This is a genomic window from Bacillus sp. V5-8f, assembly GCF_002863565.1.
Taxonomy (GTDB): Bacteria; Bacillota; Bacilli; order Bacillales; family DSM-1321; genus Peribacillus.
On sequence record NZ_PGUW01000003.1, the window covers coordinates 42,844 to 68,312 of the forward strand.

At 42.8% G+C, this 25,469-nt stretch carries 25 protein-coding genes, 1 rRNA gene and 2 other annotated features; all 26 genes read right to left on the minus strand.

Annotated features, from left to right (window positions below):
* Positions 1 to 88: 88 nt before the first annotated feature.
* On the minus strand, positions 89 to 3,670 hold the full coding sequence (rpoB, locus tag CUU64_RS03790) for a DNA-directed RNA polymerase subunit beta (RefSeq protein WP_101631952.1): 3,582 nt from the start codon (positions 3,668 to 3,670) through the stop codon (positions 89 to 91).
* A 241-nt stretch (positions 3,671 to 3,911) separates the two neighbouring features.
* Positions 3,912 to 4,517 carry a class I SAM-dependent methyltransferase gene (locus tag CUU64_RS03795; RefSeq protein WP_101631979.1) on the minus strand — a complete coding sequence of 202 codons (606 nt, stop codon included), beginning with the start codon at positions 4,515 to 4,517 and terminating at the stop codon, positions 3,912 to 3,914.
* A 217-nt stretch (positions 4,518 to 4,734) separates the two neighbouring features.
* The gene (gene rplL / locus CUU64_RS03800) at positions 4,735 to 5,100 is read right to left on the minus strand and encodes a 50S ribosomal protein L7/L12 (RefSeq protein WP_101631953.1); all 366 of its coding nucleotides are present in this window, start codon (positions 5,098 to 5,100) and stop codon (positions 4,735 to 4,737) included.
* 61 nt (positions 5,101 to 5,161) lie between these two features.
* The gene (rplJ, locus tag CUU64_RS03805) at positions 5,162 to 5,662 is read right to left on the minus strand and encodes a 50S ribosomal protein L10 (RefSeq protein ID WP_101631954.1); all 501 of its coding nucleotides are present in this window, start codon (positions 5,660 to 5,662) and stop codon (positions 5,162 to 5,164) included.
* A gap of 38 nt (positions 5,663 to 5,700) precedes the next feature.
* Positions 5,701 to 5,851, minus strand: a sequence feature (ribosomal protein L10 leader region).
* 53 nt (positions 5,852 to 5,904) lie between these two features.
* Entirely contained in the window at positions 5,905 to 6,594 is a 690-nt protein-coding gene (gene rplA, locus CUU64_RS03810) for a 50S ribosomal protein L1 (protein WP_101631955.1), read from the minus strand.
* Between the two features lie 106 nt (positions 6,595 to 6,700).
* On the minus strand, positions 6,701 to 7,126 hold the full coding sequence (rplK, locus tag CUU64_RS03815) for a 50S ribosomal protein L11 (RefSeq protein ID WP_142383592.1): 426 nt from the start codon (positions 7,124 to 7,126) through the stop codon (positions 6,701 to 6,703).
* 175 nt (positions 7,127 to 7,301) lie between these two features.
* On the minus strand, positions 7,302 to 7,835 hold the full coding sequence (gene nusG / locus CUU64_RS03820; RefSeq protein ID WP_101631957.1) for a transcription termination/antitermination protein NusG: 534 nt from the start codon (positions 7,833 to 7,835) through the stop codon (positions 7,302 to 7,304).
* Positions 7,836 to 8,028: 193 nt separating this feature from the next.
* Complete coding sequence (secE, locus tag CUU64_RS03825; protein ID WP_101631958.1) at positions 8,029 to 8,202, minus strand: preprotein translocase subunit SecE; 174 nt, start codon at positions 8,200 to 8,202, stop codon at positions 8,029 to 8,031.
* A gap of 54 nt (positions 8,203 to 8,256) precedes the next feature.
* Positions 8,257 to 8,406, minus strand: a complete 150-nt coding sequence (rpmG, locus tag CUU64_RS03830) for a 50S ribosomal protein L33 (protein WP_101631959.1) — start codon at positions 8,404 to 8,406, stop codon at positions 8,257 to 8,259.
* 87 nt (positions 8,407 to 8,493) lie between these two features.
* Positions 8,494 to 9,099 carry an RNA polymerase sporulation sigma factor SigH gene (gene sigH / locus CUU64_RS03835; RefSeq protein WP_374702698.1) on the minus strand — a complete coding sequence of 202 codons (606 nt, stop codon included), beginning with the start codon at positions 9,097 to 9,099 and terminating at the stop codon, positions 8,494 to 8,496.
* A 117-nt stretch (positions 9,100 to 9,216) separates the two neighbouring features.
* Positions 9,217 to 9,729 (minus strand): NYN domain-containing protein, encoded by a 513-nt coding sequence (locus CUU64_RS03840; protein WP_101631961.1) that lies wholly within the window; start codon positions 9,727 to 9,729, stop codon positions 9,217 to 9,219.
* 4 nt (positions 9,730 to 9,733) lie between these two features.
* Positions 9,734 to 10,477, minus strand: a complete 744-nt coding sequence (gene rlmB, locus CUU64_RS03845; RefSeq protein ID WP_101631962.1) for a 23S rRNA (guanosine(2251)-2'-O)-methyltransferase RlmB — start codon at positions 10,475 to 10,477, stop codon at positions 9,734 to 9,736.
* Positions 10,478 to 10,481: 4 nt separating this feature from the next.
* Positions 10,482 to 10,898: a Mini-ribonuclease 3 gene (locus CUU64_RS03850; RefSeq protein WP_101631963.1), complete on the minus strand. Its 417-nt coding sequence runs from the start codon at positions 10,896 to 10,898 to the stop codon at positions 10,482 to 10,484.
* A 2-nt stretch (positions 10,899 to 10,900) separates the two neighbouring features.
* Positions 10,901 to 12,298 carry a cysteine--tRNA ligase gene (gene cysS / locus CUU64_RS03855; RefSeq protein ID WP_101631964.1) on the minus strand — a complete coding sequence of 466 codons (1,398 nt, stop codon included), beginning with the start codon at positions 12,296 to 12,298 and terminating at the stop codon, positions 10,901 to 10,903.
* Between the two features lies 1 nt (position 12,299).
* Positions 12,300 to 12,944 (minus strand): serine O-acetyltransferase, encoded by a 645-nt coding sequence (cysE, locus tag CUU64_RS03860; protein WP_101631965.1) that lies wholly within the window; start codon positions 12,942 to 12,944, stop codon positions 12,300 to 12,302.
* A gap of 127 nt (positions 12,945 to 13,071) precedes the next feature.
* Positions 13,072 to 13,328: a binding site (T-box leader), on the minus strand.
* Positions 13,329 to 13,370: 42 nt separating this feature from the next.
* On the minus strand, positions 13,371 to 14,828 hold the full coding sequence (gltX, locus tag CUU64_RS03865) for a glutamate--tRNA ligase (protein WP_101631966.1): 1,458 nt from the start codon (positions 14,826 to 14,828) through the stop codon (positions 13,371 to 13,373).
* A 95-nt stretch (positions 14,829 to 14,923) separates the two neighbouring features.
* The gene (ispF, locus tag CUU64_RS03870; RefSeq protein WP_101631967.1) at positions 14,924 to 15,403 is read right to left on the minus strand and encodes a 2-C-methyl-D-erythritol 2,4-cyclodiphosphate synthase; all 480 of its coding nucleotides are present in this window, start codon (positions 15,401 to 15,403) and stop codon (positions 14,924 to 14,926) included.
* Positions 15,378 to 16,106, minus strand: a complete 729-nt coding sequence (gene ispD / locus CUU64_RS03875) for a 2-C-methyl-D-erythritol 4-phosphate cytidylyltransferase (RefSeq protein WP_101631968.1) — start codon at positions 16,104 to 16,106, stop codon at positions 15,378 to 15,380. Before ispD ends, ispF begins: the two co-directional genes overlap by 26 nt.
* Before the next feature lie 16 nt (positions 16,107 to 16,122).
* The gene (locus tag CUU64_RS03880) at positions 16,123 to 17,214 is read right to left on the minus strand and encodes a PIN/TRAM domain-containing protein (protein ID WP_101631969.1); all 1,092 of its coding nucleotides are present in this window, start codon (positions 17,212 to 17,214) and stop codon (positions 16,123 to 16,125) included.
* 220 nt (positions 17,215 to 17,434) lie between these two features.
* A complete protein-coding gene (disA, locus tag CUU64_RS03885; RefSeq protein WP_101631970.1) occupies positions 17,435 to 18,508 on the minus strand; it encodes a DNA integrity scanning diadenylate cyclase DisA in 1,074 nt (357 codons plus the stop codon).
* Between the two features lie 2 nt (positions 18,509 to 18,510).
* Positions 18,511 to 19,902, minus strand: a complete 1,392-nt coding sequence (gene radA / locus CUU64_RS03890) for a DNA repair protein RadA (protein WP_101631971.1) — start codon at positions 19,900 to 19,902, stop codon at positions 18,511 to 18,513.
* Between the two features lie 335 nt (positions 19,903 to 20,237).
* Positions 20,238 to 22,676 carry an ATP-dependent protease ATP-binding subunit ClpC gene (clpC, locus tag CUU64_RS03895; RefSeq protein ID WP_101631972.1) on the minus strand — a complete coding sequence of 813 codons (2,439 nt, stop codon included), beginning with the start codon at positions 22,674 to 22,676 and terminating at the stop codon, positions 20,238 to 20,240.
* Positions 22,673 to 23,767, minus strand: coding sequence for a protein-arginine kinase McsB (mcsB, locus tag CUU64_RS03900; RefSeq protein WP_101631973.1), 1,095 nt, complete (start codon positions 23,765 to 23,767; stop codon positions 22,673 to 22,675). Before mcsB ends, clpC begins: the two co-directional genes overlap by 4 nt.
* On the minus strand, positions 23,764 to 24,315 hold the full coding sequence (gene mcsA, locus CUU64_RS03905; protein WP_101631974.1) for a protein-arginine kinase activator protein McsA: 552 nt from the start codon (positions 24,313 to 24,315) through the stop codon (positions 23,764 to 23,766). The genes mcsB and mcsA overlap by 4 nt, the downstream gene beginning before the upstream one ends.
* Before the next feature lie 26 nt (positions 24,316 to 24,341).
* Positions 24,342 to 24,752 carry a CtsR family transcriptional regulator gene (locus CUU64_RS03910; RefSeq protein WP_374702699.1) on the minus strand — a complete coding sequence of 137 codons (411 nt, stop codon included), beginning with the start codon at positions 24,750 to 24,752 and terminating at the stop codon, positions 24,342 to 24,344.
* A gap of 571 nt (positions 24,753 to 25,323) precedes the next feature.
* A 5S ribosomal RNA gene (gene rrf / locus CUU64_RS03915) occupies positions 25,324 to 25,440 on the minus strand.
* Positions 25,441 to 25,469 lie beyond the last annotated feature (29 nt).

Here is a 25,469-nt window from a genome sequence, read left to right on the forward strand (position 1 = left end):
GAGCTCATGTCTATTGAATGAACTCTAACCGCCAGCTCCTTCCCATGGAAATCACTGCCGGTTAGAGCTGAAAATTTAAAGAATACCCTTAATCAGTTGTAATGGCGTTTGTATTTGCTCCTGCGTCAGAGGTCACCATGTCCTTGCCTTGGGGATCTATGGATAATGAATCCGAATGATTCACATCATCTTCATCCTCCAGATCACGCATTTCAATTTCACGGTCGTCAGCGGACAGGATCTTGACGTCCATACCCAAACTTTGAAGTTCTTTGATTAATACCTTGAATGATTCAGGAACTCCTGGTTCAGGAACATTTTCGCCCTTTACAATTGCTTCATATGTCTTAACACGGCCAACAACGTCATCTGACTTAACAGTAAGGATTTCTTGTAGAGTATATGCAGCACCATATGCTTCAAGTGCCCAAACCTCCATCTCACCGAAACGCTGACCGCCAAACTGGGCTTTACCGCCAAGAGGCTGTTGTGTAACAAGTGAGTAAGGTCCAGTTGAACGAGCATGCAGCTTATCATCAACCATGTGGGCAAGCTTGATCATATACATGACACCAACAGATACACGGTTATCGAATGGCTCTCCTGTACGACCGTCATATAGGACCGTTTTAGCATCACGGGCCATCCCTGCTTCTTCAATTGTAGACCAAACATCTTCCTCACGGGCGCCGTCAAATACCGGTGAAGCAACATGAATGTTAAGTGCACGAGCAGCCATTCCAAGATGGAGCTCCAATACTTGACCGATATTCATACGTGAAGGAACCCCTAGAGGATTCAACATGATGTCTACAGGTGTTCCATCCGGCAAGTACGGCATATCCTCTTCAGGAAGAATACGAGAGATAACACCTTTGTTACCATGACGCCCGGCCATCTTATCCCCTTCATGGATCTTACGCTTTTGAACAATGTAAACACGGACAAGCTGATTGACTCCCGGTGGAAGCTCATCACCATCTTCACGGTTGAAAACTTTTACATCGTGAACAATACCGCCTCCGCCATGAGGAACGCGAAGTGACGTATCCCGCACTTCTCGTGCTTTCTCACCAAAGATTGCGTGTAGAAGTCGTTCTTCCGCAGTTAGTTCCGTCACCCCTTTAGGTGTAACTTTACCAACAAGAAGGTCTCCATCTTTCACTTCAGCACCGATTCTGATAATACCGCGTTCATCAAGGTTGCGGAGCGCATCTTCACCCACGTTCGGGATATCACGTGTAATTTCCTCTGGTCCGAGCTTCGTATCACGAGACTCTGATTCATATTCTTCAATATGAATAGAAGTATAAACATCGTCCTTTACAAGACGTTCGCTCATGATGATGGCATCTTCATAGTTATAACCATCCCATGTCATGAAAGCTACTAACACGTTGCGGCCAAGAGCTAATTCACCTTTTTCCATGGAAGGTCCATCAGCAAGAATTTCGCCTTTGACCACTCTGTCGCCAACTGAGACGATTGGGCGCTGGTTATAGCATGTTCCCTGGTTGGAACGGATAAATTTAAGCATACGGTACTTATCCAGGTTTCCAGTAACCTCGCGGCCATCAACTTCTGTAACACGGCGTACCCATACTTCACGTGATTCTACGTGTTCAACGATTCCCTCATGTTTACAAATAACAGCAGCGCCGGAGTCTTTAGCAGATACATATTCCATACCCGTTCCTACTCGCGGTGCTTCAGGCTGCATTAACGGTACAGCTTGGCGCTGCATGTTCGCACCCATAAGCGCACGGTTAGAGTCATCGTTTTCCAAGAATGGTATACAAGCTGTAGCAGCCGAAACCACCTGCTTAGGAGATACATCCATATAGTCGACGCGGTCTCTTGGAACAACGGTGTTTTCGCCTCGGAAACGGGCTACAATATCATTATCTAGGAATGATCCGTCATCTGAAAGCCGTACATTTGCCTGCGCAACTACATAATTATCTTCTTCATCAGCCGTTAAGTAATCGATTCGGTTCGTGATCTTCCCTGTATCAGGATCTACCCGGCGGTATGGAGTCTCAATAAATCCAAAACGGTTTACCTTCGCAAAGCTTGATAAGGAGTTAATCAAACCAATGTTTGGCCCCTCCGGTGTTTCAATTGGACACATACGGCCATAGTGGGAGTAGTGAACATCACGCACTTCAAATCCAGCACGTTCACGAGTCAAACCACCTGGCCCCAATGCAGAAAGGCGGCGTTTATGCGTTAATTCTGCCAGCGGGTTCGTTTGGTCCATGAACTGTGATAACTGGGAGCTTCCAAAGAACTCTTTAATTGACGCAATTACAGGGCGAATATTTATTAACTGCTGTGGTGTAATTGTATTTGTATCCTGGATCGACATTCTTTCACGAACAACACGTTCCATCCGGGATAGACCAATTCTGAACTGGTTTTGCAGCAATTCGCCAACTGAACGAAGACGGCGATTCCCTAAATGGTCGATATCATCGGTGTCACCGACAGTGTGCAACAAATTAAAGAAATAGCTAATGGACGAAATGATATCTGCTGGCGTAATATTCTTCACTTGCTCGGAAACATACGCATTTCCGATAACATTGATTACTTTTTCACCTTCAGCATCATTTGGAGCATAAATCTTTATCGGCTGTAAAAGAGTTTCTTCTTCAACTACGCCACCAACCGGATGAAACTTTTTAAATCCGGCACCGGCTTCCAGATAAGGAATAATCTTATCGAGTGTACGACGATCAAGCAACGTACCTTTTTCCACGATAATTTCTCCTGTCTCAGGATCAGCCAATGTTTCAGCAATACGCTGTCCGAACAAACGGTTTTTAATATGAAGCTTTTTATTTATCTTATAACGTCCAACGTTTGCTAAATCATAACGTTTCGGATCGAAAAAACGTGAAACTAAAAGGCTCTTAGCGTTCTCGACAGTAGGGGGCTCACCCGGACGAAGACGTTCATAGATTTCAAGCAACGCCTTTTCAACACTCTCGGTATTATCTTTTTCAAGCGTGTTGCGGATGTATTCATTATCGCCAATCAAGTCGATAATTTCCTGGTCAGAGCCAAATCCGAGCGCACGAAGCAATACCGTTACAGGAAGCTTTCTGGTACGGTCAATTCGCACATACACTACATCCTTGGCGTCAGTTTCGTATTCAAGCCATGCTCCGCGGTTTGGAATTACGGTCGCTGTAAATCCGCGCTTACCGTTTTTGTCCATCTTTCCGCTATAATAGACGCTTGGCGAGCGAACTAATTGAGATACGATAACACGTTCGGCACCATTGATGATAAATGTACCTGTTTCAGTCATTAGAGGGAAATCACCCATGAAAACATCCTGGTCTTTCACTTCCCCTGTTTCTTTGTTTACAAGACGTACCTTAACACGAAGCGGAGCAGAGTAAGTTACATCGCGCTCTTTTGATTCCTCAACAGGATATTTAGGATCCCCAAGGCTATAATCAATAAATTCAAGCGATAGATTCCCGGTGAAATCCTCAATTGGAGAAATATCCTGGAACATTTCCCTTAACCCTTCATCAAGAAACCATTGATACGAAGCGGTTTGGATTTCAATGAGGTTAGGAAGCTCTAAAACCTCACTGATCCGAGCATAACTTCTGCGTTGGCGGTGTCGTCCATACTGAACAAGTTGACCTGTCAACTGATTCACCCCTCAAATCAAGCGTTATAAAAGTGTATTGCCGATAGAAAACAACCTGGTTTCCTATAGACAAAAATAAAATGGTTTTTACTTTAAAAACCACTATTTCACAAAACTCGCACTATTATTTATATATTTTTTCCATCTTATCCAATCTTTATTCAAAAAATGGATAATAATTGTATAGTGATGGAAATTATATATATGCATTATATAATAATAACATAGTGAAAAATTAGAGTCAATCTTTTTTAGAAACCAAAACATAGTAGCCTTTTTTCTTCTGCACTACTTCTACATTCCCAAACAGCTCGTTTAATTTGTCCATAGCCGAAGGGGCGCCCTGTTTTTTTTGGATAACCACCCATAGCTGGCCACCAGAAGCCAAACGTTCATAACTGTTAACTAAGATTTTCTGAACCACTTTTTTTCCGGCCCGTATCGGAGGATTAGTGAGAATAGCTGCAAACCCACCTGCATCAACCCCATCAAATACGTCACTTTCATAGATAGAGACATTTGAAATAGCATTAGTATTGGCATTCTCTTTTGCAAGCTCTATAGCCCTCGAATTAATATCAATCATATGGACATTTCTCCCGGGGTAAGAAGCCGCTACCGAAAGGCCAATGGGTCCATAGCCGCAACCAACATCAAGTATGTCCCCTTTTATCTCTAAGTTCAACTGAAATGCTTCTATTAAAAGCCGGGATCCAAAATCAACCTCATTTTTGGAGAAAACTCCAGCATCGCTTTTAAAGCGAAATGTTTTTCCTCTCAAGGTAAAATCCCAAAACCTTGGGTTGCTTTCTACATCTGGTTTTTGTGAATAGTAATGGCCTGCCAGGGTCATCTCCTCCTATCAGAAAGGAATTATGAAGAAAAAAAGAGAGAAGAACTGCGAAGAAGTTAGGGTATGGTTTCAGTACAACTGTATTAGGTTGCCTTCAACACAATCTCCTTATACTTAGTTTGCAGTGAATCATGAGTAATCCGGAGCAAAAGCTAGCTAAGAGAAAAAAAGCCCGCCGGTTACAGCGAGCTTTCTTTATTAAGCGGCATTATTACTTAACTTCAACGCCAGCTCCAACTTCTTCAAGTTTAGCTTTGATTTCTTCAGCTTCTTCTTTAGAAACGCCTTCTTTAAGCGGCTTTGGAGCGTTGTCGACAACGTCTTTTGCTTCTTTAAGCCCAAGACCAGTGATTTCACGAACAACTTTGATAACCTTGATTTTTTGGTCACCTGCAGAAGCAAGAACAACGTCAAATTCAGTTTTCTCTTCAGCAGCACCACCAGCAGCAGCCCCACCAGCGATTGCTACAGGAGCAGCAGCAGTTACACCAAATTCTTCTTCGATTGCTTTTACAAGGTCATTCAATTCTAAAACAGTCATAGATTTAACTGCTTCAATGATTTGTTCTTTAGTCATTGTTTAGTTCCTCCTTAAGGTTTTAGGTTTATTATTTTAATAGCTGTAAATCAGTCTTAACTTACGCGCCTTGTTCTTCTTTTTGGTCTGCGACAGCTTTTGCAGCAAGAGCAAGATTGCGGATAGGTGCTTGTAGCACGGAAAGGAGCATAGAAAGCAATCCTTCGCGTGATGGAAGTTCTGCAAGAGCCTTGATTTGATCAGCTGATGCTACATTCCCTTCGATCACTCCGGCTTTAATTTCTAATGCTTCATGTTTCTTCGCGAAATCATTAAGGATTTTCGCTGGCGCAACAACATCTTCATTTGAGAACGCAATTGCGTTTGGACCAGTCAGAGAATCGTTTAAGCCAGTAAGCTCAGCTGTTTCTACTGCACGGCGTGTCATAGTGTTTTTATATACTTTGAAATCAATGCCCGCATCACGTAATTGTTTACGTAGTTCAGTTACTTCAGCAACTGTTAAACCGCGATAATCAACAACAACAGCTGTTTGTGCAGATTTAAACTTATCAGAGATCTCGTCGACGATTTGTTTCTTTTGTTCGATAACGCTGCTCATCCTTACACCTCCTATAGATTTTGCTGAAAACATTCATACCGTTAAAATAAAAGCCTCCATATCTATCGCAGACACGGAGGCAGTAATTTCAAAAATCATAGTCAGTGACTAGTATTATCGAATTACCTCGGCAGGACATTAAGCTTTATTATAAGCACCTGCTGTCTACGGTACAAATTGTATTCATTTATAACAACAAAAGTAATTATAACAATAATCCTTTTATATTGTCAACTTTTTTATTAGAAACTTGAAGGATCTACCTTCACACCAGGGCCCATAGTTGTAGATACAGCAACACTCTTCATGTAAGTACCTTTAGCAGCCGCAGGCTTTGCTTTCAATAAAGTTTCATAGATTGTATTCAAGTTCTCAGCTAGCTTGTTGTCTTCAAAAGAGACTTTACCGATTGGAACATGGATGATACCAGCTTTGTCAGCGCGGTATTCAACTTTACCAGCTTTGATTTCATTCACTGCTCTTGTAACATCAAATGTTACTGTGCCAGTTTTCGGGTTTGGCATTAAACCTTTCGGTCCTAATACACGTCCAAGTTTACCAACTTCACCCATCATGTCTGGAGTAGCAACGATTACATCAAAGTCAAACCAACCTTGCTGGATCTTGTTGATGTAATCAGAATCACCAACATAATCAGCGCCGGCAGCTTCTGCTTCTTTTGCTTTTTCACCTTTAGCGAATACTAACACACGCTGTGTTTTACCAGTTCCGTTTGGAAGCACAACTGCTCCACGGATTTGCTGGTCAGCTTTCTTAACATCGATTCCTAAACGGAATGCAGCTTCAACAGTCGCATCAAATTTAGCGAAATTTGTTTTTTTAGCAAGCTCGATAGCTTCAGTTGCAGAGTAAGCCTTTGTGCGGTCTACAAGCCCGGCAGCTTCGAGATACTTTTTACCTTTTTTAGCCATGTAAAAAATCCTCCTATTTTGTGGTTTTAACGGAATGACCTCCCACGAATAAAGGTTGCGAACTGAATCGCAACCCCCGTAAGAAACATGCAGAACACGTTAGCGATTAGTCTTCGATAACGATACCCATGCTGCGTGCTGTACCTTCAACCATGCGCATTGCAGACTCAACGTTTGCAGCGTTCAGGTCAGGCATTTTCGTTTCAGCAATCTCGCGTACTTTATCACGCTTGATTGTAGCAACTTTTTTACGGTTAGGTTCACCAGAACCAGACTCGAGTCCAGCTGCTTTCTTAAGCAATACTGCAGCAGGAGGAGTTTTAGTAATGAATGTAAATGAACGGTCTTCAAATACCGTGATCTCAACAGGAATGATAAGACCAGCTTGGTCTGCTGTACGAGCGTTGAACTCCTTACAGAATCCCATGATGTTTACACCAGCTTGACCCAAAGCAGGTCCAACAGGTGGTGCTGGATTGGCTTTACCAGCAGGAATTTGCAATTTAACCATTTTAATTACTTTTTTAGCCACGAGACACACCTCCTTATCGTCCGTGATGTGGTAATAGGGCTCGAGGTCCCTCCCACTCAACTGATTCTTTATATCACAAATAAAGAATTTGTATGTTTGTTCAGGTCTCTTTTACGAGACATACTGACCTATGAAATAGTATCATTTTTTGATTCTTATTTCAAGTTATTTTGAATTATAATTTTTCCACCTGACTAAAGTCAAGTTCAACCGGTGTATCCCGGCCAAACATATTGACAAGGACTTTTAATTTACCTTTATCTTTATCAAGCTCTTCTATGGACCCGCTAAAGTTTGCAAACGGACCTTCTTTGACACGAACTGTATCCCCGACGATCATGTCTAGTTCTATCTTCTTTTCTTCAATACCCATGCTCTTAAGCACCATCTCCACCTCATCAGGAAGAAGCGGGGTCGGCTTTGAGCCTGAACCTGCGGAACCCACGAATCCCGTTACACCCGGCGTATTGCGGACAACATACCATGAATCATCTGTCATGATAATCTCAACCAATACATAGCCCGGAAACACCTTTTTTTTCGTTACTTTTTTCTTTCCGTCTTTGATTTCTGTTTCTTCTTCCTCTGGGACCACAACGCGGAAAATCTTATCCTGCATTCCCATAGACTCCACACGTTTTTCCAGATTGGCTTTTACCTTATTTTCATATCCAGAATAAGTATGGACAACATACCAATTTTTTTCCATTTGATAGGACTTTTAAAGTCCTTCCCTCCCCGCACTTTTTTCTTTTGTGAGGCATCTCAAGTTTCGATTTCAATCTCATAAAAGATAAATATAGATTACATTGGCAAAAAAAGACAAATTAAAAAACCCGTTCCCGGGCCTTTTGTTGTGTTGCTTATTATTCTATCACTATTATACCTGATTTTTGAATCTCTTATTCAAGAACTAAGCGAATTAATTCAGAAATCCCCAGATCGATGACCGCAAAGAAAACAGACATGATCAAAACGGTGGTAATAACGATAATTGTATATTTTGTAAGTTCTTTTCTTTTTGGCCAGCTTACTTTTTTCATCTCGCGAATAACGCCGCTGAAAAACTCGCTCATGAATGTAACCTCCAACTACTGTATGGATACGCCTTTTTCAAATCTATTGAACAGTTACTTTGTTTCTTTATGCATGGTATGGGCATTGCATGTACTACAGAATTTCTTAATCTCAAGGCGTTCAGAACTTGTTGCCTTATTGCTTTCGGAAGTGTAGTTCCTCGAACCGCATTCCGTACAAGCTAAAATAACTTTCTTTCTCATATGATACGCCACCTATCTATACGTCCATAAAACTTTATCACGGCTTACTTTTAATGTCAATATGAACAGGGCATGTGTCACACGAGACTAAAGAGTAATTTCTCTAACTTCCAGATAGCGTTCCAGTTTTCTTTTGACACGTTGCAGAGCGTTATCGATGGATTTTACGTGGCGGTTCAATTCCTCGGAAATTTCTTGGTAGGACTGGCCGTCAAGGTAAAGGGCTAACACTTTCCTTTCCAGGTCGCTGAGCAGCTCGGTCATTTTTAATTCTATATCATCAAATTCTTCTCGATGGATGATCAGCTCTTCCGGGTCAAGAATCTTCGCGCCGGAAATGACATCCAACAAAGTCCTGTCTGATTCATCATCATAAATTGGCTTGTCCAGAGAAACATAAGAATTAAGCGGGATATGCTTTTGCCTGGTGGCTGTTTTGATAGCCGTTATAATTTGCCTGGTAATGCATAGCTCGGCAAAAGCCTTAAAGGAAGAAAGCTTGTCTCCCTTAAAATCACGGATTGCTTTATAAAGGCCGATCATGCCTTCCTGAAAGATATCTTCCTTATCCGCTCCGATCAGGAAATACGTACGGGCTTTCGCCCTGACGAAGTTTCGGTATTTTTGGATAATATAATCAAGGGCTTCACTGTCACCCTTGTGCACTAAGCCCACCAACGTCTCATCTTCCAACTCAAAATATCGGTCATTCCGTTTCGTTCCGAAGTTGGCACCCACACATTTATCCCCCCGACCGTACACAAATAGATAGAATAATTATACAGTAGGTAATTTTTGGACGTCAACAGCTCAAAGCTTGCCGCGGCGCCATTTTTCGAAAATTTCTGCAATTTCTTCACTCAATGCAATCTTGGATGAGGGTTTTTTCTTCGTTGTTTTTTTTACGCTCTTTTCTATTTCTCCACTTACATGATTCATTTCATTTAGTAGCTCCCGTGCAGATTTCCTTAGGGCTCCCTGGCCAAATATTACCCATTGTTCCGTAAAATCCGAGGTGGCTACATGAATTTGTGTCTTGATATTATTCAAATCACTTGCGAGCTTTTCGATCCGTTCATCTGCCGACTCGTTTTCCCTTGTAAATATAATTTCAACTTGAAAATTCTTATATTTACGCTCAATTCCCTGGACAAAATGTGCATCAAACACGATAATAACACGATAACCAGTGAAGGCCTGGTATTCTGCCATGATCTCAATTAAACGGTCCCTAGCTGAAGATAAATCCTTATCCTTTAATTCTCTTAGCTCCGGCCATGCCCCGATAATATTGTAACCGTCCACCAACAGAATGTTGTCCATCGGGCTACTCCCCTAATGGATGCCTTTTCCGGAAAACCTCGTACATCAGTAATCCCGCTGCTACAGACGCATTCAGTGAAGTGACATGTCCTGCCATAGGAAGACGAATCAGAAAATCACATTTGTCTTTAATGAGCCTGCCCATCCCTTTTCCTTCACTTCCAATGACTAGTCCGATCGGCATTGCTCCATCCATACTGCGGTAATCATCCTTACCTTTTGCATCCGTGCCAACAATCCAAACACCGCGTTCTTTGATCTCATCAATGACCCTGGCCATATTCGTCACACGCACTACCGGAATATATTCAATTGCACCGGTGGATAATTTAGCCACAGTCGCAGTTAAGCCAACCGATCTCCGCTTTGGAATAATAATGCCGTGAACACCTGCAGCATCCGCCGTCCTCATAATAGACCCCAGATTATGCGGATCCTCAATTTCATCTAATAAAAGGAAGAACGGAGCCTCGTTTCTTTCCTCGGCCCTGGCAAACAAATCGTCCAACTCAGCATATGAATAAGCTGCTACCTGCGCGATTACCCCTTGGTGGTTGCCATCAGACATTTGGTCCACCTTCTTCTTTGGGACAAACTGAACCATTACTTGTCTTTCTTTTGCGATACCGATGATCTGCTGCATTTGCCCTTTTTGTGATCCTTCGGCAATCCAGATCTTGTTTATATCCCGTTGAGAGCGTAAGGCCTCAAGTACGGGGTTTCTTCCAATGATGTATTCTTCGTTCATAGGCTCATCTCCCTTCTTCTCCTTCAATAAATTGGATCGCTTGAATGATCATTTCTTCAAGCCGCTCATTCCTTCCAGCTAAATAAAGATATCCAAGCAGCGCTTCAAACGCGGTTCCATACCGATAAGTCTGTACATCTGTATTTTTCGGGACGGTTCCCGATTTGGCATTCCTGCCCCGGCGTACGACTGCAAGCTCTTCTTCAGTCAGTATTCCTGCGTCAAGCAGAAAGTGTACAGCCTTACTCTGCGCTTTTGCGGAAACAAAGCGGGTCGCTTCCTTATGCAGAAGATGGGGCTTGACCGCCCCTTTCTGGATTAGGTGATGCCGGATATATGATTCATATACCGCATCACCCATGTATGCAAGCGCAAGGCTATTCAAAAGCTTTTCATCAACTTTGTTGTCATAGTGAAGCATGGTCAGCCTCTTTTCCATCTGGTTCCCTGCGGTGTATCCTCCAGGATGATATTCATATCTTTAAGGAGGTCCCGAATTTCATCAGAGCGCTTGAAATTCCTGTCTTTACGGGCTTGGTTCCGCTCCTGGATCAATGTTTCGATCTCTTTATCAAGAAGTGCTTCCTCCTCCAACGCCAGGCCGAGCACCCCGAACAAATCTTCGAACTGTTCCAAGAAAGCCTGGATCACCTCTTTATGAGTGTTCTTTTCCATTAGGTAGTAATTGGCCTGCCTGGAAAGCTCAAACAAAACGGAGATGGCATTCGCTGTATTAAAATCATCATCCATTTCTGTAATAAATTGATCGTGCAGGCTTGATATTTTTCCGAGCCACTGTTGGTTATTATTCGTCAGACAATCGCTCGAGCTAATCCGGTGTTTTAGATTTTGGTATGATGTCCGCAAGCGGTCGAGTGACACTTTCATATTGGACAGAAGCTCTTCACTATAGTTAATCGGGTGGCGATAATGGACAGATAGCATAAAAAAGCGCAGCACTTCAGGGTCATGTTGTTGGATAATATCATGTACAAGAACAAAGTTCCCCAGTGATTTCGACATCTTTTCATTATCGATATTAATATACCCATTATGCATCCAGTAGTTTGCAAAAGGTTTTCCTGTTAAAGCCTCTGATTGTGCGATTTCATTCTCGTGATGCGGGAAAGCAAGATCCTGTCCGCCTGCATGGATATCAATCGTATCCCCAAGGTATTTCTTCACCATGGCCGAGCATTCGATATGCCAGCCCGGACGCCCACTTCCCCATGGGCTATCCCATGAAATTTCTCCCTCTTTGGCAGCTTTCCATAAAGCAAAATCAAGGGCATCCTGCTTCTTTTCCCCCACCTCAATCCTGGCGCCGACCCTTAATTCATCAATGGATTGATGAGAGAGCTTACCATACTGGCCAAATTCACGAGTACGGTAGTAAACATCACCTTCAGATTCATAGGCATACCCTTTTTCGATGAGGGCGTCGATAAATTCAATGATGATATCCATGTTTTCCATCACTCGAGGATGAGCATCTGCTCTTTTGCAGCCAAGAGCTGTTACATCCTCAAAGTAAGCGTTGATAAAACGATTGGAAATAGCCGGCACGTCCTCACCAAGTTCTTTGGCAGCGCGGATAAGTTTATCATCCACATCTGTAAAGTTTGAGACATACTTTACATCATAATCCCGGTATTCAAAATATCTGCGTACGGTATCAAATACAATCGCCGGCCGTGCATTTCCAATGTGGATATAATTGTAAACCGTTGGGCCGCATACATACATTTTCACCTTGCCTTCTTCCAAAGGCTTGAATTCTTCTTTTTTTCTTGTCAATGTATTATAGATTTTAATCGACATGTTATTTGACCCTTTCTTTTTTTAAATCTTGCAATTGTAGTTTTAGACTGGCTATTTCCCTTTCCATCTCTTTAAAGCGGTCTGCTGTTGGATCGGGTAAATCAGTATGATTTAAGTCTTTTACCCTAACACCGTCCCTTATGACCACCTTACCTGGAATGCCTACAACTGTTGAATTTGGCGGTACTTCCTTAAGAACGACAGAACCTGCGCCAATCTTGGAATTTTCGCCAATTGTAATCGACCCGAGGACCTTTGCCCCTGTTGCAATCAACACATTATCTTTTATGGTAGGGTGCCGTTTTCCTTTTTCCTTACCCGTACCGCCAAGAGTAACGCCTTGGAAAACCGTAACGTTATCGCCAATCTCACAAGTTTCCCCTATCACAACCCCCATGCCGTGGTCGATGAAAAAGCGTTTTCCAATCTTGGCCCCTGGATGGATTTCAATGCCTGTAAAAAAACGGCTGATTTGTGAAACAACTCTTGCAAGAAAATAAAGCTTCCGTTTGAATAATCCATGGGCTAGCCGATGGCTCCAAATCGCATGGAGGCCGGAATAAGTAAGAATGACTTCGATATAACTGCGCGCAGCAGGATCTTGTTCAAAAATCACTTCGATATCTTCTTTTAAGACTTTAAACATGTGTGTTTTCCTCCCTCTCCCTTGTACCTTGTATATCTCTGTTGGTGCAGTTTTGGCCTCCGGATGCTAAAACTGTGTATTAAATGGCCCTGAATAAAACCCATTAAAAAAAGCGCCTCTGCATAAAGACAGAGACGCTTTCATGTGCGCGGTTCCACTCTGTTTGGAATGTGTCGTCTTCAAGGCCCATCAGCCAATTGAAATTCTACATTCCCAACTCTTTCCCTATAACGGGGGAATTCCGCCTTCGCCTACTGACTTATGAGGTTCAGCGGAGGGCTCAGGGGTGCATTTCAAGCAATGAGTGGCTTGAACCATTTTCACCAGGTCATGGTTCTCTCTGCGAAGCATCATTTCTTTACTTCTCCCCATCAACGCATTTAGGGTTTAGGTTAATTATTACTATATTATACGTTCTGACAAGTGTTAATGCAAAATGCTTTGCAAGCGTTTTTTGATTTTTTCTTTGCCCAATAAAGCAATGGCCTTGGGCAAATCAGGTCCGTGAGTTTGGCCGGTAGCCGCAGCACGGATTGGCATAAAGAGTTTTTTCCCTTTCTGACCTGTGCTCTTTTGGACTGCCTTAATGGATGCTTTTATTTCTTCAGCGGTAAAGTCCTCAAGCTTGTTTACTTCTTCCAGAAAAGCCGCCATGACTTGTGGTACCTGTTCCTCGGATAGAACTTCTTCCGCTTCATCTTCATATTCAATCTCATCTTTAAAGAATAAGCTTGATAGTTCCACGATTTCTGCTCCATAGCTCATTTGCTCCTGATAAAGGGAAATCAGGTTCTCGACCCATTCTTTTTCCTTCGGACCCATGTTCTCAGATACTTTGCCGGCCTTTATAAGATGCGGAAGGGATATTTCGACAGCACGCGAAAGCTCAAGCTGTTTTACATATTGATTATTCATCCATGTCAGCTTCTGCTTATCGAAAAGCGCGGGAGATTTTGATAATCTGTCAGCATCAAATTGCTGTATGAATTCCTCTTTTGTGAAAAGCTCCTCTTCACCTACCGGGGACCATCCTAACAGGGCGATAAAATTAAACAACGCTTCGGGTACATAACCAAGCTCTTCGTATTGTTCAATGAATTGAATAATCGATTCATCCCTCTTGCTCAACTTCTTCCGGGTTTCATTGACGATAAGCGTCATATGACCGAACACCGGTGGTTCCCACCCAAATGCCTCGTATATCATCAACTGCTTCGGTGTATTGGAAATATGGTCATCACCGCGAAGCACATGGGAAATCTTCATCAAATGATCATCGACCGCGACAGCAAAATTGTATGTCGGTATTCCGTCTTTCTTGACGATAACCCAATCGCCGATACCCTCGGAATCAAAAGATACCTCATCTTTTACCATGTCATTGAACCGGTATACCTTTCCCTCAGGGACAACGAACCGAATGCTTGGTTTTCTTCCTTCTGCTTCTAACTTTGCGCGGTCCTCCTCTGTCAAATGACGGCATTTACCGGAATATTTTGGGGTTTCATTCCTGGCAATCTGGGCTTCGCGCTCTGCCTCGAGCTCTTCTTCTGTACAATAGCATTTATAGGCAAGCCCTTTTTCAAGCAGTTCCTCATATAATTTGCTGTATAAATCATTGCGTTCTGATTGACGGTAAGGACCGTATTCACCGCCTTTATCCACACTCTCGTCCCAATCAATTCCCAGCCACTTTAAATATTTAAGCTGGCTTTCTTCCCCGCCTTCAATATTGCGTTTTTGGTCTGTATCTTCTATACGGATTATAAACTTTCCACCTTTATTGCGGGCAAAAAGATAATTGAATAATGCGGTCCGAGCATTTCCAATATGTAAATGCCCGGTTGGGCTTGGTGCATAACGCACACGAATCTCGCTGGTCATCATTAGATCCTCCTAAGCTACATCTCAATCTCTATTATCGTTCCATTCTACCATCTTAGTGTGAAGGAATAAAGCATACTCGCTGTTAAAACGACTTAATTAGCCTTAATTAATAAGACAATTGCCTGGGACGCAATTCCTTCACTTCTACCCGTAAAGCCCAGCTTTTCAGTAGTCGTAGCCTTTACATTTATTTGATCAGCCGAAGCTTCTAAAAGCTCAGCAATGCGCGCTCTCATTTCCCCGATATATGGTGCCATTTTAGGCGTTTGGGCAATAATCGTACAATCGGCATTCCCCAAAACATAGCCTTCTTTTTTTACAAGCTGCCATACTTGCTGCAAAAGCTTTGCCGAATCGGCATCCTTAAAGTGCGGGTCAGTGTCCGGAAAATGCTTGCCTATATCCCCGGCTCCAATTGCCCCAAGACAAGCGTCTGCCACCGTATGTAGAAGCACGTCTGCATCTGAATGTCCAAGCAACCCCTTTTCGTTTGGTATGGTTACACCGCCAATAATAAGCGGCCGCCCTTCTACTAGTTGGTGAACGTCAAATCCTTGTCCGATCCGAAACATGTTGTTCTTCCTTTCTGCGATTCCCCTGTATTTTATGTAAAATTGCTTCCGCAAAATATAAATCTTCTGGCGTCGTAATTTTAATATTATCGTAATTTCCTTCGATAATCATTACTGTTTCACCCATTCTCTCAACAAGACTCGCATCGTCCGTACCGAAAAAATGCGCTTTTTCAGCAATATCATGCGCTTTCCTCAGGGTGGACACACGAAAAGCTTGTGGAGTTTGTACAGCCCACAAGCTTGATCGTTCCACGGTTTCCGTGACCGCTTTATGCTTCGCTTTTTTGATTGTATCCTTGACAGGCACTGCGACGATTGCACCTCCGTGCAAGGAAGCAGTTTCAGCCAATTGCCCGATTATATCACGGTTAATAAACGGACGTGCCCCGTCATGTACCAGCACGATTGCATTCTCATCGACATGTTTAATGCCGTTGAAAACACTATGCTGCCGCTCGCTTCCACCCGGGACCAGCTTTTTGATTTTTTTTAACTGATATTTATGGATAAATGATTGAAAACTTTCTTCTTCCGTTGGGTTAATAGAGAGAATTATGCCCTTACAATCCGGATCATTTTCAAACACCTGCAGGGTATGGACGATAATAGGTTTTCCGGCAAGCTCAATGAATAACTTGTTTTTGCCAACCTTCATTCTCTTTCCTTGTCCTGCAGCAGGTATGACTACTTCATAAAACATAACATGCTTCTCCCTACTATAATGCTTTTTCTAACAGTTTTGGTTTTGCGAAGATCATCCGTCCCGCCGATGTTTGCAGCACGCTCGTCACGATTACATCAATCCGTTTTCCGATATGGTCACGACCGCCCTCTACGACGATCATTGTTCCATCATCTAGATAGGCAACACCCTGGTTTTGTTCCTTGCCATCTTTAATGACCTGTACATTCATTTCCTCGCCCGGCAATACCACAGGCTTCACCGCATTGGCCAGATCGTTGATGTTAAGGACCCGGACGTTTTGAAATTCACAAACTTTATTCAAGTTGAAATCGTTCGTCACTACAATCCCGTTCGTTACCTTTGCAAGCTTCACCAGCTTTGAGTCCACTTCCTGGATCTCTTCAAAATCGCCCTCATACATCTCCACGTTCACTGATAATTCCTTTTGAATGCGGTTAAGGATATCCAATCCACGTCTTCCGCGATTCCGTTTCAACGCATCAGAGGAATCGGCAATGTGCTGAAGCTCCGCCAATACGAATTGGGGAATAACGATGGTCCCTTCAAGAAATCCCGTTTGGCAAATATCTGCAATCCTGCCGTCGATAATGACACTCGTATCAAGGATTTTGTATGGGCTTGTTCCAGGCTCAGATGCTCCAAATCCAGCATCATCACCTTTCTTTTTAGTGTTTTTGGCAAAAAGCGTTGTCAGTTCATCACGTTTTTTGAACCCTACCTGAAATCCCAGATAACCGAACAGCAAGGTCAATAGAATTGGTGCAACTGTATTCAGAATGGGCACCTGGATGGCATTCAAGGCATACCCTATTAAAAAAGCAACGAAAAGGCCAACGATGAGGCCTAAGCTTCCGAAGATAATATCAGTAATGGGGGCCTTAACGAGAGATTCCTCAAACCATTTCATGAAATCCACCACATAATCTACTGCCCAAAAAGTAATAAGATAGAATATAATAGCACCTAAAATTGCAGTTACATAAGGATTGTTTACAAAAGCAATATGTTCAACATGTAATACATTTAATAATTCAGGAATAAGGAAGATCCCAAGAGTCCCGCCTATTATTAAGAAGCATGCTTGTATAATGCGTTTTAACATTCCTCCACCTCCTTTTACTCATTATTGACAAAATGAAAAAATTGAAACCATATCAAAGAAGGTTTTTCAAAATTAAGTGAAACCCTATACAATATACATAAAGATATACGGCTCACCATTATTAGCCTAGCACCCTCATGCTTGGGGTGTCAAAAATTATCAACCCGATTTACATTTAAAAATGGTGCGAACTATGCGGATTTAGAGCGATTTTAGATATTTAGATTCTCTTTTCAGTAATAAGCTGGGACTTTAATATCCGAAGGCCCTCCCGAATTTTCTTCGCCCGGACCTCCCCGATTCCTTCTACGTCATCCAATTCCTCGACCGTGGCAGTCGTCACATTTGTAAAGTTAACAAAACGATTTACTAGGTTTTCTATTATTAGCCCCGGCAACCGTGGGATCTTATTGAGTATCCGGTATCCCCTAGGTTTTACACTTTCATCAAGATGGATATACCCAATATATCCAAGCACTTTTAAGAGCACGCTATCTTCCAGGATTTCCTGTTGTGCTAGCTCCTGAAGCCTCTGCACAATCATTACAGGTTTCACGGCTTTATCAAATGCGTAATCCTTAATAAGAAGCTCGCCTTCTACTTCTATATCGGCTAAAAGCTCATTCATCTGGAGGCGGATTAGCCTGCCTTCCGTTCCAAGTTCGTTTAAATAGGACAGAAGCTCTGCCTTTATTCTAAGTACCATCACATAACGGTGGAATACCCTCAACAAATCAGCGTACGTGACGATTTCTTCAAATTCCAAAACACTCAGGTCTGAAATACTCTGCTGGAGGACTGCTTTGTACTTTTCGAGTGTTTGAATCGCGAGGTTAGCCTTTGCAAGAATGACTGGAAAATCCTTTAACGCATAGCGAAAATTCCCCTGGTATAATGTGATAACCGTTCTCCGTTGTGATATTGCAATGACAAGGCTTTTTGTTTCCCTGGCAACTCTTTCAGCGGTCCGGTGGCGCATCCCTGTTTCAGTAGAAGGGATGGACGAATCTGGAAGCAACTGTGCATTGGCAAGCATAATCTTGTCCGCTTTATCATTCAGGATAATGGCCCCGTCCATTTTGGCCAGTTCATATAGCGTATTTGGCGTACACGGACAATTAAGTTGAAAACCTCCATCCACAATCGCCCTGACCTTTTCATTATAGCCCACTACGATAAGTCCACCGGTATTGGCACGTAATACATTGTCGATCCCTTCCCGCAGAGGCGATCCTGGTGCCACCATCTGAAGTATTTCATGCTTTGTCTTTTCAGCGAGTTTCTTTTCTGTCATTCTTACCCTCCTAAAGCATATTGAAGAGCTTCCGAAACCGTGGACACACCAACAATCTCAATTCCTTTCGGTGCGTTCCAGCCGCCAATATTATTAGATGGCAGAATAATACGCTCAAACCCAAGCTTAGCCGCTTCCTGGACGCGCTGCTCAATCCTAGAAACACGCCGCACTTCCCCTGTCAGGCCTACCTCGCCAATGATACAGTCCGATTGTCTACTAGGACGGTCGCGAAAGCTTGAAGCGATACTGACAGCTATAGCTAGGTCAATGGCGGGTTCATCCAACTTTACACCGCCGGCAACCTTTAAATAAGCATCCTGATTTTGCAAAAGCAGTCCTACTCTTTTCTCCAAGACAGCCATCAGCAGGGACACCCTGTTTTGATCAATCCCGGTAGCCATTCTTCTTGGAGTTCCAAAGCTTGTAGGTGAGATTAATGCCTGTATTTCTACGAGTACGGGCCGTGTGCCTTCCATTGAAGCAACTACCGTTGACCCAGAAGCACCTTGGGAACGCTCTTCCAGAAAGATTTCCGACGGATTTTCTACCTCTTCAAGGCCATTTTCTTTCATTTCGAAAATACCCATTTCATTCGTTGATCCAAATCTGTTTTTTACTGCGCGGACAATCCTGTAAGTGTGATGCCTTTCACCCTCAAAATACAACACGGTATCAACCATATGTTCCAGAAGCCGGGGTCCAGCAATCGAGCCTTCTTTCGTCACATGTCCAACAATAAAGATGGCGATGCCATTCGTTTTTGCGATTCTCATTAAGGATGCAGTACACTCTCGAACCTGTGATACGCTTCCCGGTGCGGATGTTACTTCGGACTGATAAACTGTCTGAATCGAGTCGACGATTACCAAATCGGGACTTACCTCACGAATAGCCTGTTCGATGTAATCCATATCTGTTTCCGCATATACGAAAAGATTATCGGTTGCCGCACCCAGACGGTCTGCTCTTAATTTTGTTTGCTTTACGGATTCCTCACCGGATACATATAACACTTTTTTCTGCTTTTGTGCCAATTGTGATGAAACCTGTAAAAGAAGTGTGGACTTGCCTATCCCCGGATCCCCTCCTATCAGTACGAGTGATCCCTGAACGATACCCCCACCTAGAGCTCGGTTTAATTCCGTTAAATCAGTCGAAATACGAGGTTCCTGTGATGTCTTTATCGATGTAATCGGCGCCGCCTTTTGGCGATCCGTGGAGCCGGCCACCGTTTCTGAATGGGCAAAGGCTCTCCTTCTTGCAGGCCCTGTGATTTCTACTTCCTCCACCATTTTGTTCCATTCACCGCAGCCTGGGCATTTTCCCATCCATTTTGCAGACTCATACCCGCATGACTGGCATATAAATTTAGTCTTTTTCTTTACAACCATTTTTGCTTCCTTTCTGTTTTCAAAAATCCTCGATCAATAAAAAACGCCACTACTATGATATTAAATATAGGGTCAGTTTAATCCTTCTAAAAATGATGTGCAAATAAATGATTATTTCAACAACTTGTAGGTTTTGTTCACTAGCATTAATGCATTTCAGCGCATAGGAACATTTGTTCTAATTATATCATCAATAACGCTAACCGTCATTCATCTCTCCATACTTAACTTGGCTTCAGTTCGCGTTCCTTGATGTACTGTCTTCCGTAAGAATTGATAAAAAAAGAGGTACACATTTTGTTTCGTGTACCTCCACTTTTTGGACTGGATTGTTATTACTCGACTGAGGCAGCTTCTGCTTGTTTTATTGTAAATTCCCCATTAGCTACATCAATCAATATTCTTTGCCCTTTATGGACATTGCCTTTTAGAAGCTCTTCGGATAGGAAATCTTCAACATGTTTCTGAATAGCTCTCCTGATTGGGCGGGCCCCATATTCCGGATCAAATCCTTCTTCAGCTATTTTTTCCTTAGCCGCATCGGTAAGCTCCACCAGGATATCCTGTTCTTTTAGACGGATAGTAAGCTGGTCTGCCATCAACGTTACAATCTCTTTCAGATGTTTCTTCTCTAGAGAATGGAAGACGATGGTTTCATCGATACGGTTCAAAAATTCTGGACGGAATGCCCGTTTTAGCTCTTCCATTACCTTTCCTTTCATATCCTTGTAGTCCTGACCTTCATCATGGATATTAAAGCCGACATATTTATTCCGTTTCAAGGCCTCGGCACCTACGTTTGATGTCATGATCAATATCGTATTACGGAAATCCACTGCACGTCCTTTAGAATCTGTCAATCTTCCATCTTCAAGGACTTGAAGCAAGATATTGAACACATCCGGGTGAGCCTTCTCAATTTCATCAAGCAGGACGACAGAGTAAGGTTTCCTGCGGACCTTTTCTGTCAATTGGCCGCCTTCTTCATACCCTACGTACCCTGGAGGGGATCCAACCAGGCGGGAAGTCGAGTGTTTCTCCATATATTCAGACATATCAATCCGGATCATGGCATCTTCGTCCCCGAAGATTGACTCAGCAAGCGCACGTGCGAGCTCAGTTTTCCCCACACCTGTAGGACCGAGGAAGATGAAAGAACCAATTGGACGTTTAGGGTCTTTCAAACCTGCGCGTGCACGTCGGACTGCTTTTGCTACTGCTTTTACAGCTTCTTCTTGCCCGATCACACGTGAATGAAGGATTTCTTCCATATTCAACAGTTTATCAGTCTCTGTTTGGGCAAGCCGTGTTACAGGTACACCGGTCCAGCTTGATACCACATGGGCGATATCATCGACAGTAACTGCACTGTTTTCCTGGCCCTGTTTTTCCTTCCAAGTCTTTTTCGTCTCTTCGAGCTGTTCTCTCAGACGTTGTTCTGTGTCACGGAGAGAAGCTGCTTTTTCAAACTCCTGGCTTTGGACGGAAGCATCCTTTTCTTTTCTTACTTCATCAAGCTTTTGTTCTAGCTCTTTAAGGTTTGGCGGTGTGGTATAGGAGCGAAGTCTTACCTTAGAACCTGCTTCATCAATCAGGTCGATGGCCTTATCCGGCAGAAAGCGGTCGGAAATATACCGGTCAGATAGTTTCACCGCTGCCTCGATTGCCTCATCTGAAATGGACACACGGTGATGTGCCTCATAGCGGTCACGCAGCCCCTGTAGGATCTGAATGGATTCCTCGATATTCGGCTCATCAACTTGAATTGGCTGGAAGCGGCGCTCGAGCGCTGCATCTTTTTCAATATATTTTCTGTATTCATCAAGTGTAGTGGCACCAATACATTGAAGCTCTCCACGAGCAAGGGAAGGCTTCAGGATATTTGAGGCATCAATTGCGCCCTCTGCTCCACCGGCACCGATCAATGTATGAAGTTCATCAATAAACAGAATGATATTTCCTGCCTGGCGGATTTCATCCATTACTTTCTTTAAACGGTCCTCAAATTCACCACGGTATTTTGTACCGGCAACAACAGTCCCCATGTCGAGCGTCATAACACGCTTATCACGTAAAATTTCAGGAACCTCATTATTTATGATTTGTTGGGCAAGGCCTTCAGCAATTGCTGTTTTACCTACACCTGGTTCACCGATTAGAACGGGGTTATTTTTTGTACGGCGGCTTAATACTTCGATAACCCTTTGAATTTCTTTGCTTCTTCCAATAACAGGGTCAAGGCTTCCTTCTCTGGCGATTGCCGTTAAATCACGTGCAAGACTATCTAAAGTCGGTGTGCTGGCGGTTGCAGAGGATGCACCCTGATGTCCTCCTGACTCACTGCTACCCAACAACTGGAGAACCTGTTGACGTGCTTTATTTAAACTGACCCCAAGGTTGTTGAGCACCCGAGCTGCCACACCTTCTCCTTCTCTAATAAGTCCAAGAAGGACATGCTCCGTACCGACATAAGAATGCCCTAGCTTGCGTGCTTCATCCATGGATAACTCAATGACTTTCTTTGCACGCGGGGTATAATGGATTGTTTGTGCATTTTCTTGGCCTCTGCCAATCAAATTTTCTACTTCATTTTGAATTTTATCCGCTCCTAAACCAAGCGCATACAGAGCCTTTGCAGCAATTCCTTCCCCTTCACGGACAAGGCCAAGCAAAATATGTTCGGTACCAATATTGTTGTGACCTAAACGAATCGCTTCTTCCTGGGCTAATGCGAGTACTTTTTGGGCTCTTTCAGTAAATCGGCCAAACATCATAGGGAAATTCCTCCTTCAGAATTGTCTTTTTTCTCTAAATCAAATCGTTCTCTAATGAAAGCAGCCCGCCTAATATCCCTTTCATGTGGGCGAAGCGGTCCGCCTGCATACTTTTGTAAAAATCCAGGTTGAGTTAATATCATCAGTTCATTCAAGATGCCTTTGGAAATATTTTTTATATACCCAAGGTCTATCCCTAGTCTAACATCGGAAAGGCATCTCGCCGCTTCCTTAGTTTCGATGACCCGTGCATGCTGCAAAATACCGAATGAACGGTAAATCCTGTCTTCTAATTGTATGTTAGAGGTTTGCGCTAATGCATCCCTGGCCGACCGTTCTTGGGCGATGATTTGCTGCACTACACTTGTTAATTCTTCGACAATGTCAGTTTCAGATTTGCCAAGGGTAATTTGATTGGAAATTTGAAATATATTGCCGAGTGCTTCACTACCTTCCCCGTAAATCCCTCTTACAACAAGGCCTAATTGATTAATTGCTGGAATGAGGTGATTGATCTGATTGGTGAGCACCAGACCCGGCAGATGCATCATTACTGATGCCCTCAGCCCAGTGCCAACGTTGGTAGGACAGCTTGTTAAGTATCCTCGTTCTTCGTCAAAAGCATAATCGATTTGCCCTTCAATAAAATCATCAATCGCATTGGCCCTTCGCAACGCTTCTTTTAATTGGAGACCAGAATAAAGGCATTGTATTCTTAAGTGATCCTCCTCATTAATCATGATACTTACTTCTTCATTCGCAGAAAGAAGGCACGCACCATAAGGTGAATCTTCTGCTAAATTTGGGCTGATCAGATGCTTTTCTACTAACACTAGCTTTTCCAGAGGCTGCAAGTTTTCCATTTGCAAAAACTCAATCTTTCCCACTTCGGGAACATCCGTATCATTTAAGTGGCCTTTTATTATATTTATAATCTGCATAGCTTCTTCTTGTGAAAATAAAGTAGAAAACGTAAAATCTTTAAAATTTCTTGCCAACCGGATTCGGGAGCTAAGAACAATGTCAGAATCAGGACCTTCTTCATTCATCCAGGAACTAATCGCTTTTTCCAAAAAATGTTCTAGACTCATTGTGGCTCCCCTCCTTGAACATTGCCCATTTCTTTCTCCAATGATCGGATTCGGTCACGGAGTTCCGCAGCTTTTTCGAATTCTTCCTGTTCAATAAGCTGTTTAAGGTGGAGCTTTAAATCATTAATTTGTTTCTTAATATGAATGCTTCCACCGATTCTTTTTGGGATTTTACCGTGGTGAGATGTGTTTCCGCTATGGACCCTTTTTAAAATAGGATCTAAATGATCTTTAAAGGTTTCATAGCATTCCGCACATCCAAATTTCCCCATATGGACAAATTGAGGAAAAGAAAGATTACACCCTTCACAGCGCAGCACCTCTTTTTTGGGGAGTGCATTTGGTTTTGCCTGCTGAAAGCCAGGATCAATATTTAACAAACCTGCTAATAGATTATTGATTGAAAATCCTGACCCGCCATTTAACATGAACATCTCACCCTTTTCCTGGGCGCATCTGTCACACATGTGGACTTCATTTTTCTTTCCATTTATAATCTTTGTGAAATGAAGCGTCGCTGGCCGCTCGTTACATTCCTGGCAAATCATTCTATCACCTCTTGAAGCTCTTTTAATTATTTATATTTTAAGGTGGTAAGCATAGCCTTTAAGATCCTTGCCCTTAATTCATCCCGATCCGGTAATTCAATATAAATAACCGACCGGTCCATTACACTTAACATAATTTTTGCTTCTCGGCGATTTATGATATTCTCGTCAATTAGCCTGTTGATTAAGCTCTCTGCTGATGCTTGGGAAACACGGGATCCGACAAGAGACAGCAATTGATCAATCAAGTGGGCATAATCGTGGGATTTTACCTTCATGATCCGGATATAACCTCCGCCACCACGTTTGCTCTCAACCAGATATCCTCTTTCAATCGTAAATCTGGTATTGATCACGTAATTGATCTGGGAAGGGACACATTGAAATTTATCAGCGACTTCACTTCGTTTGATTTCAAGTATATCCCTCTCACTCATCTCTAATATCTGTTTTAAATAATTCTCTATGATATCAGATATGTTCTTCACGGAGCCTCCTCCCTTCTGACTTTGACTATATTTGACTATAATTATACAATGAATAAAAAATTTTTCAACCGTAACGCTTCTTGATTACACTATTATTTTTACCAACAATTATGTATTTGCATACGTGAAAAGCGCCGATCATGTGTAATATTTTTTATACCTCCATTATGCGGAGCTAAAACCTAAATCGTTAGAAATACTTTTTATTTTGTTTACTATTTTAGAAAAAGACCAGCCTGCTCGGCTGATCTTCTGAGTTTGCCTGGCAACGTCCTACTCTCGCAGGACTTGCACAGGAATATGCTGACTTCTGCGTTGCCACATGGATGAGGCCTACAGGACGTAGGTCATGAAGGCGTTGCAACAGGACGTTGCGCTCTTAGCCTTCGTTCCTTCCCCCTGCTACTTGATTATAGGATTTCATTTATCACACTTTAGACAACCAGGAAATAATAAAAGAGTAGAATAAATTTTTTTTATTGAAAAGAAGACCAGCCTACACGGCTGGTCTTCCTAAGTTGCCTGGCAACGTCCTACTCTCGCAGGGGGAGAGCCCCCAACTACCATCGGCGCTGAAGAGCTTAACTTCCGTGTTCGGAATGGGAACGGGTGTGGCCTCTTCGCCATCATTACCAGACATATGAAAGGAACGTTGTTCCTTCAAAA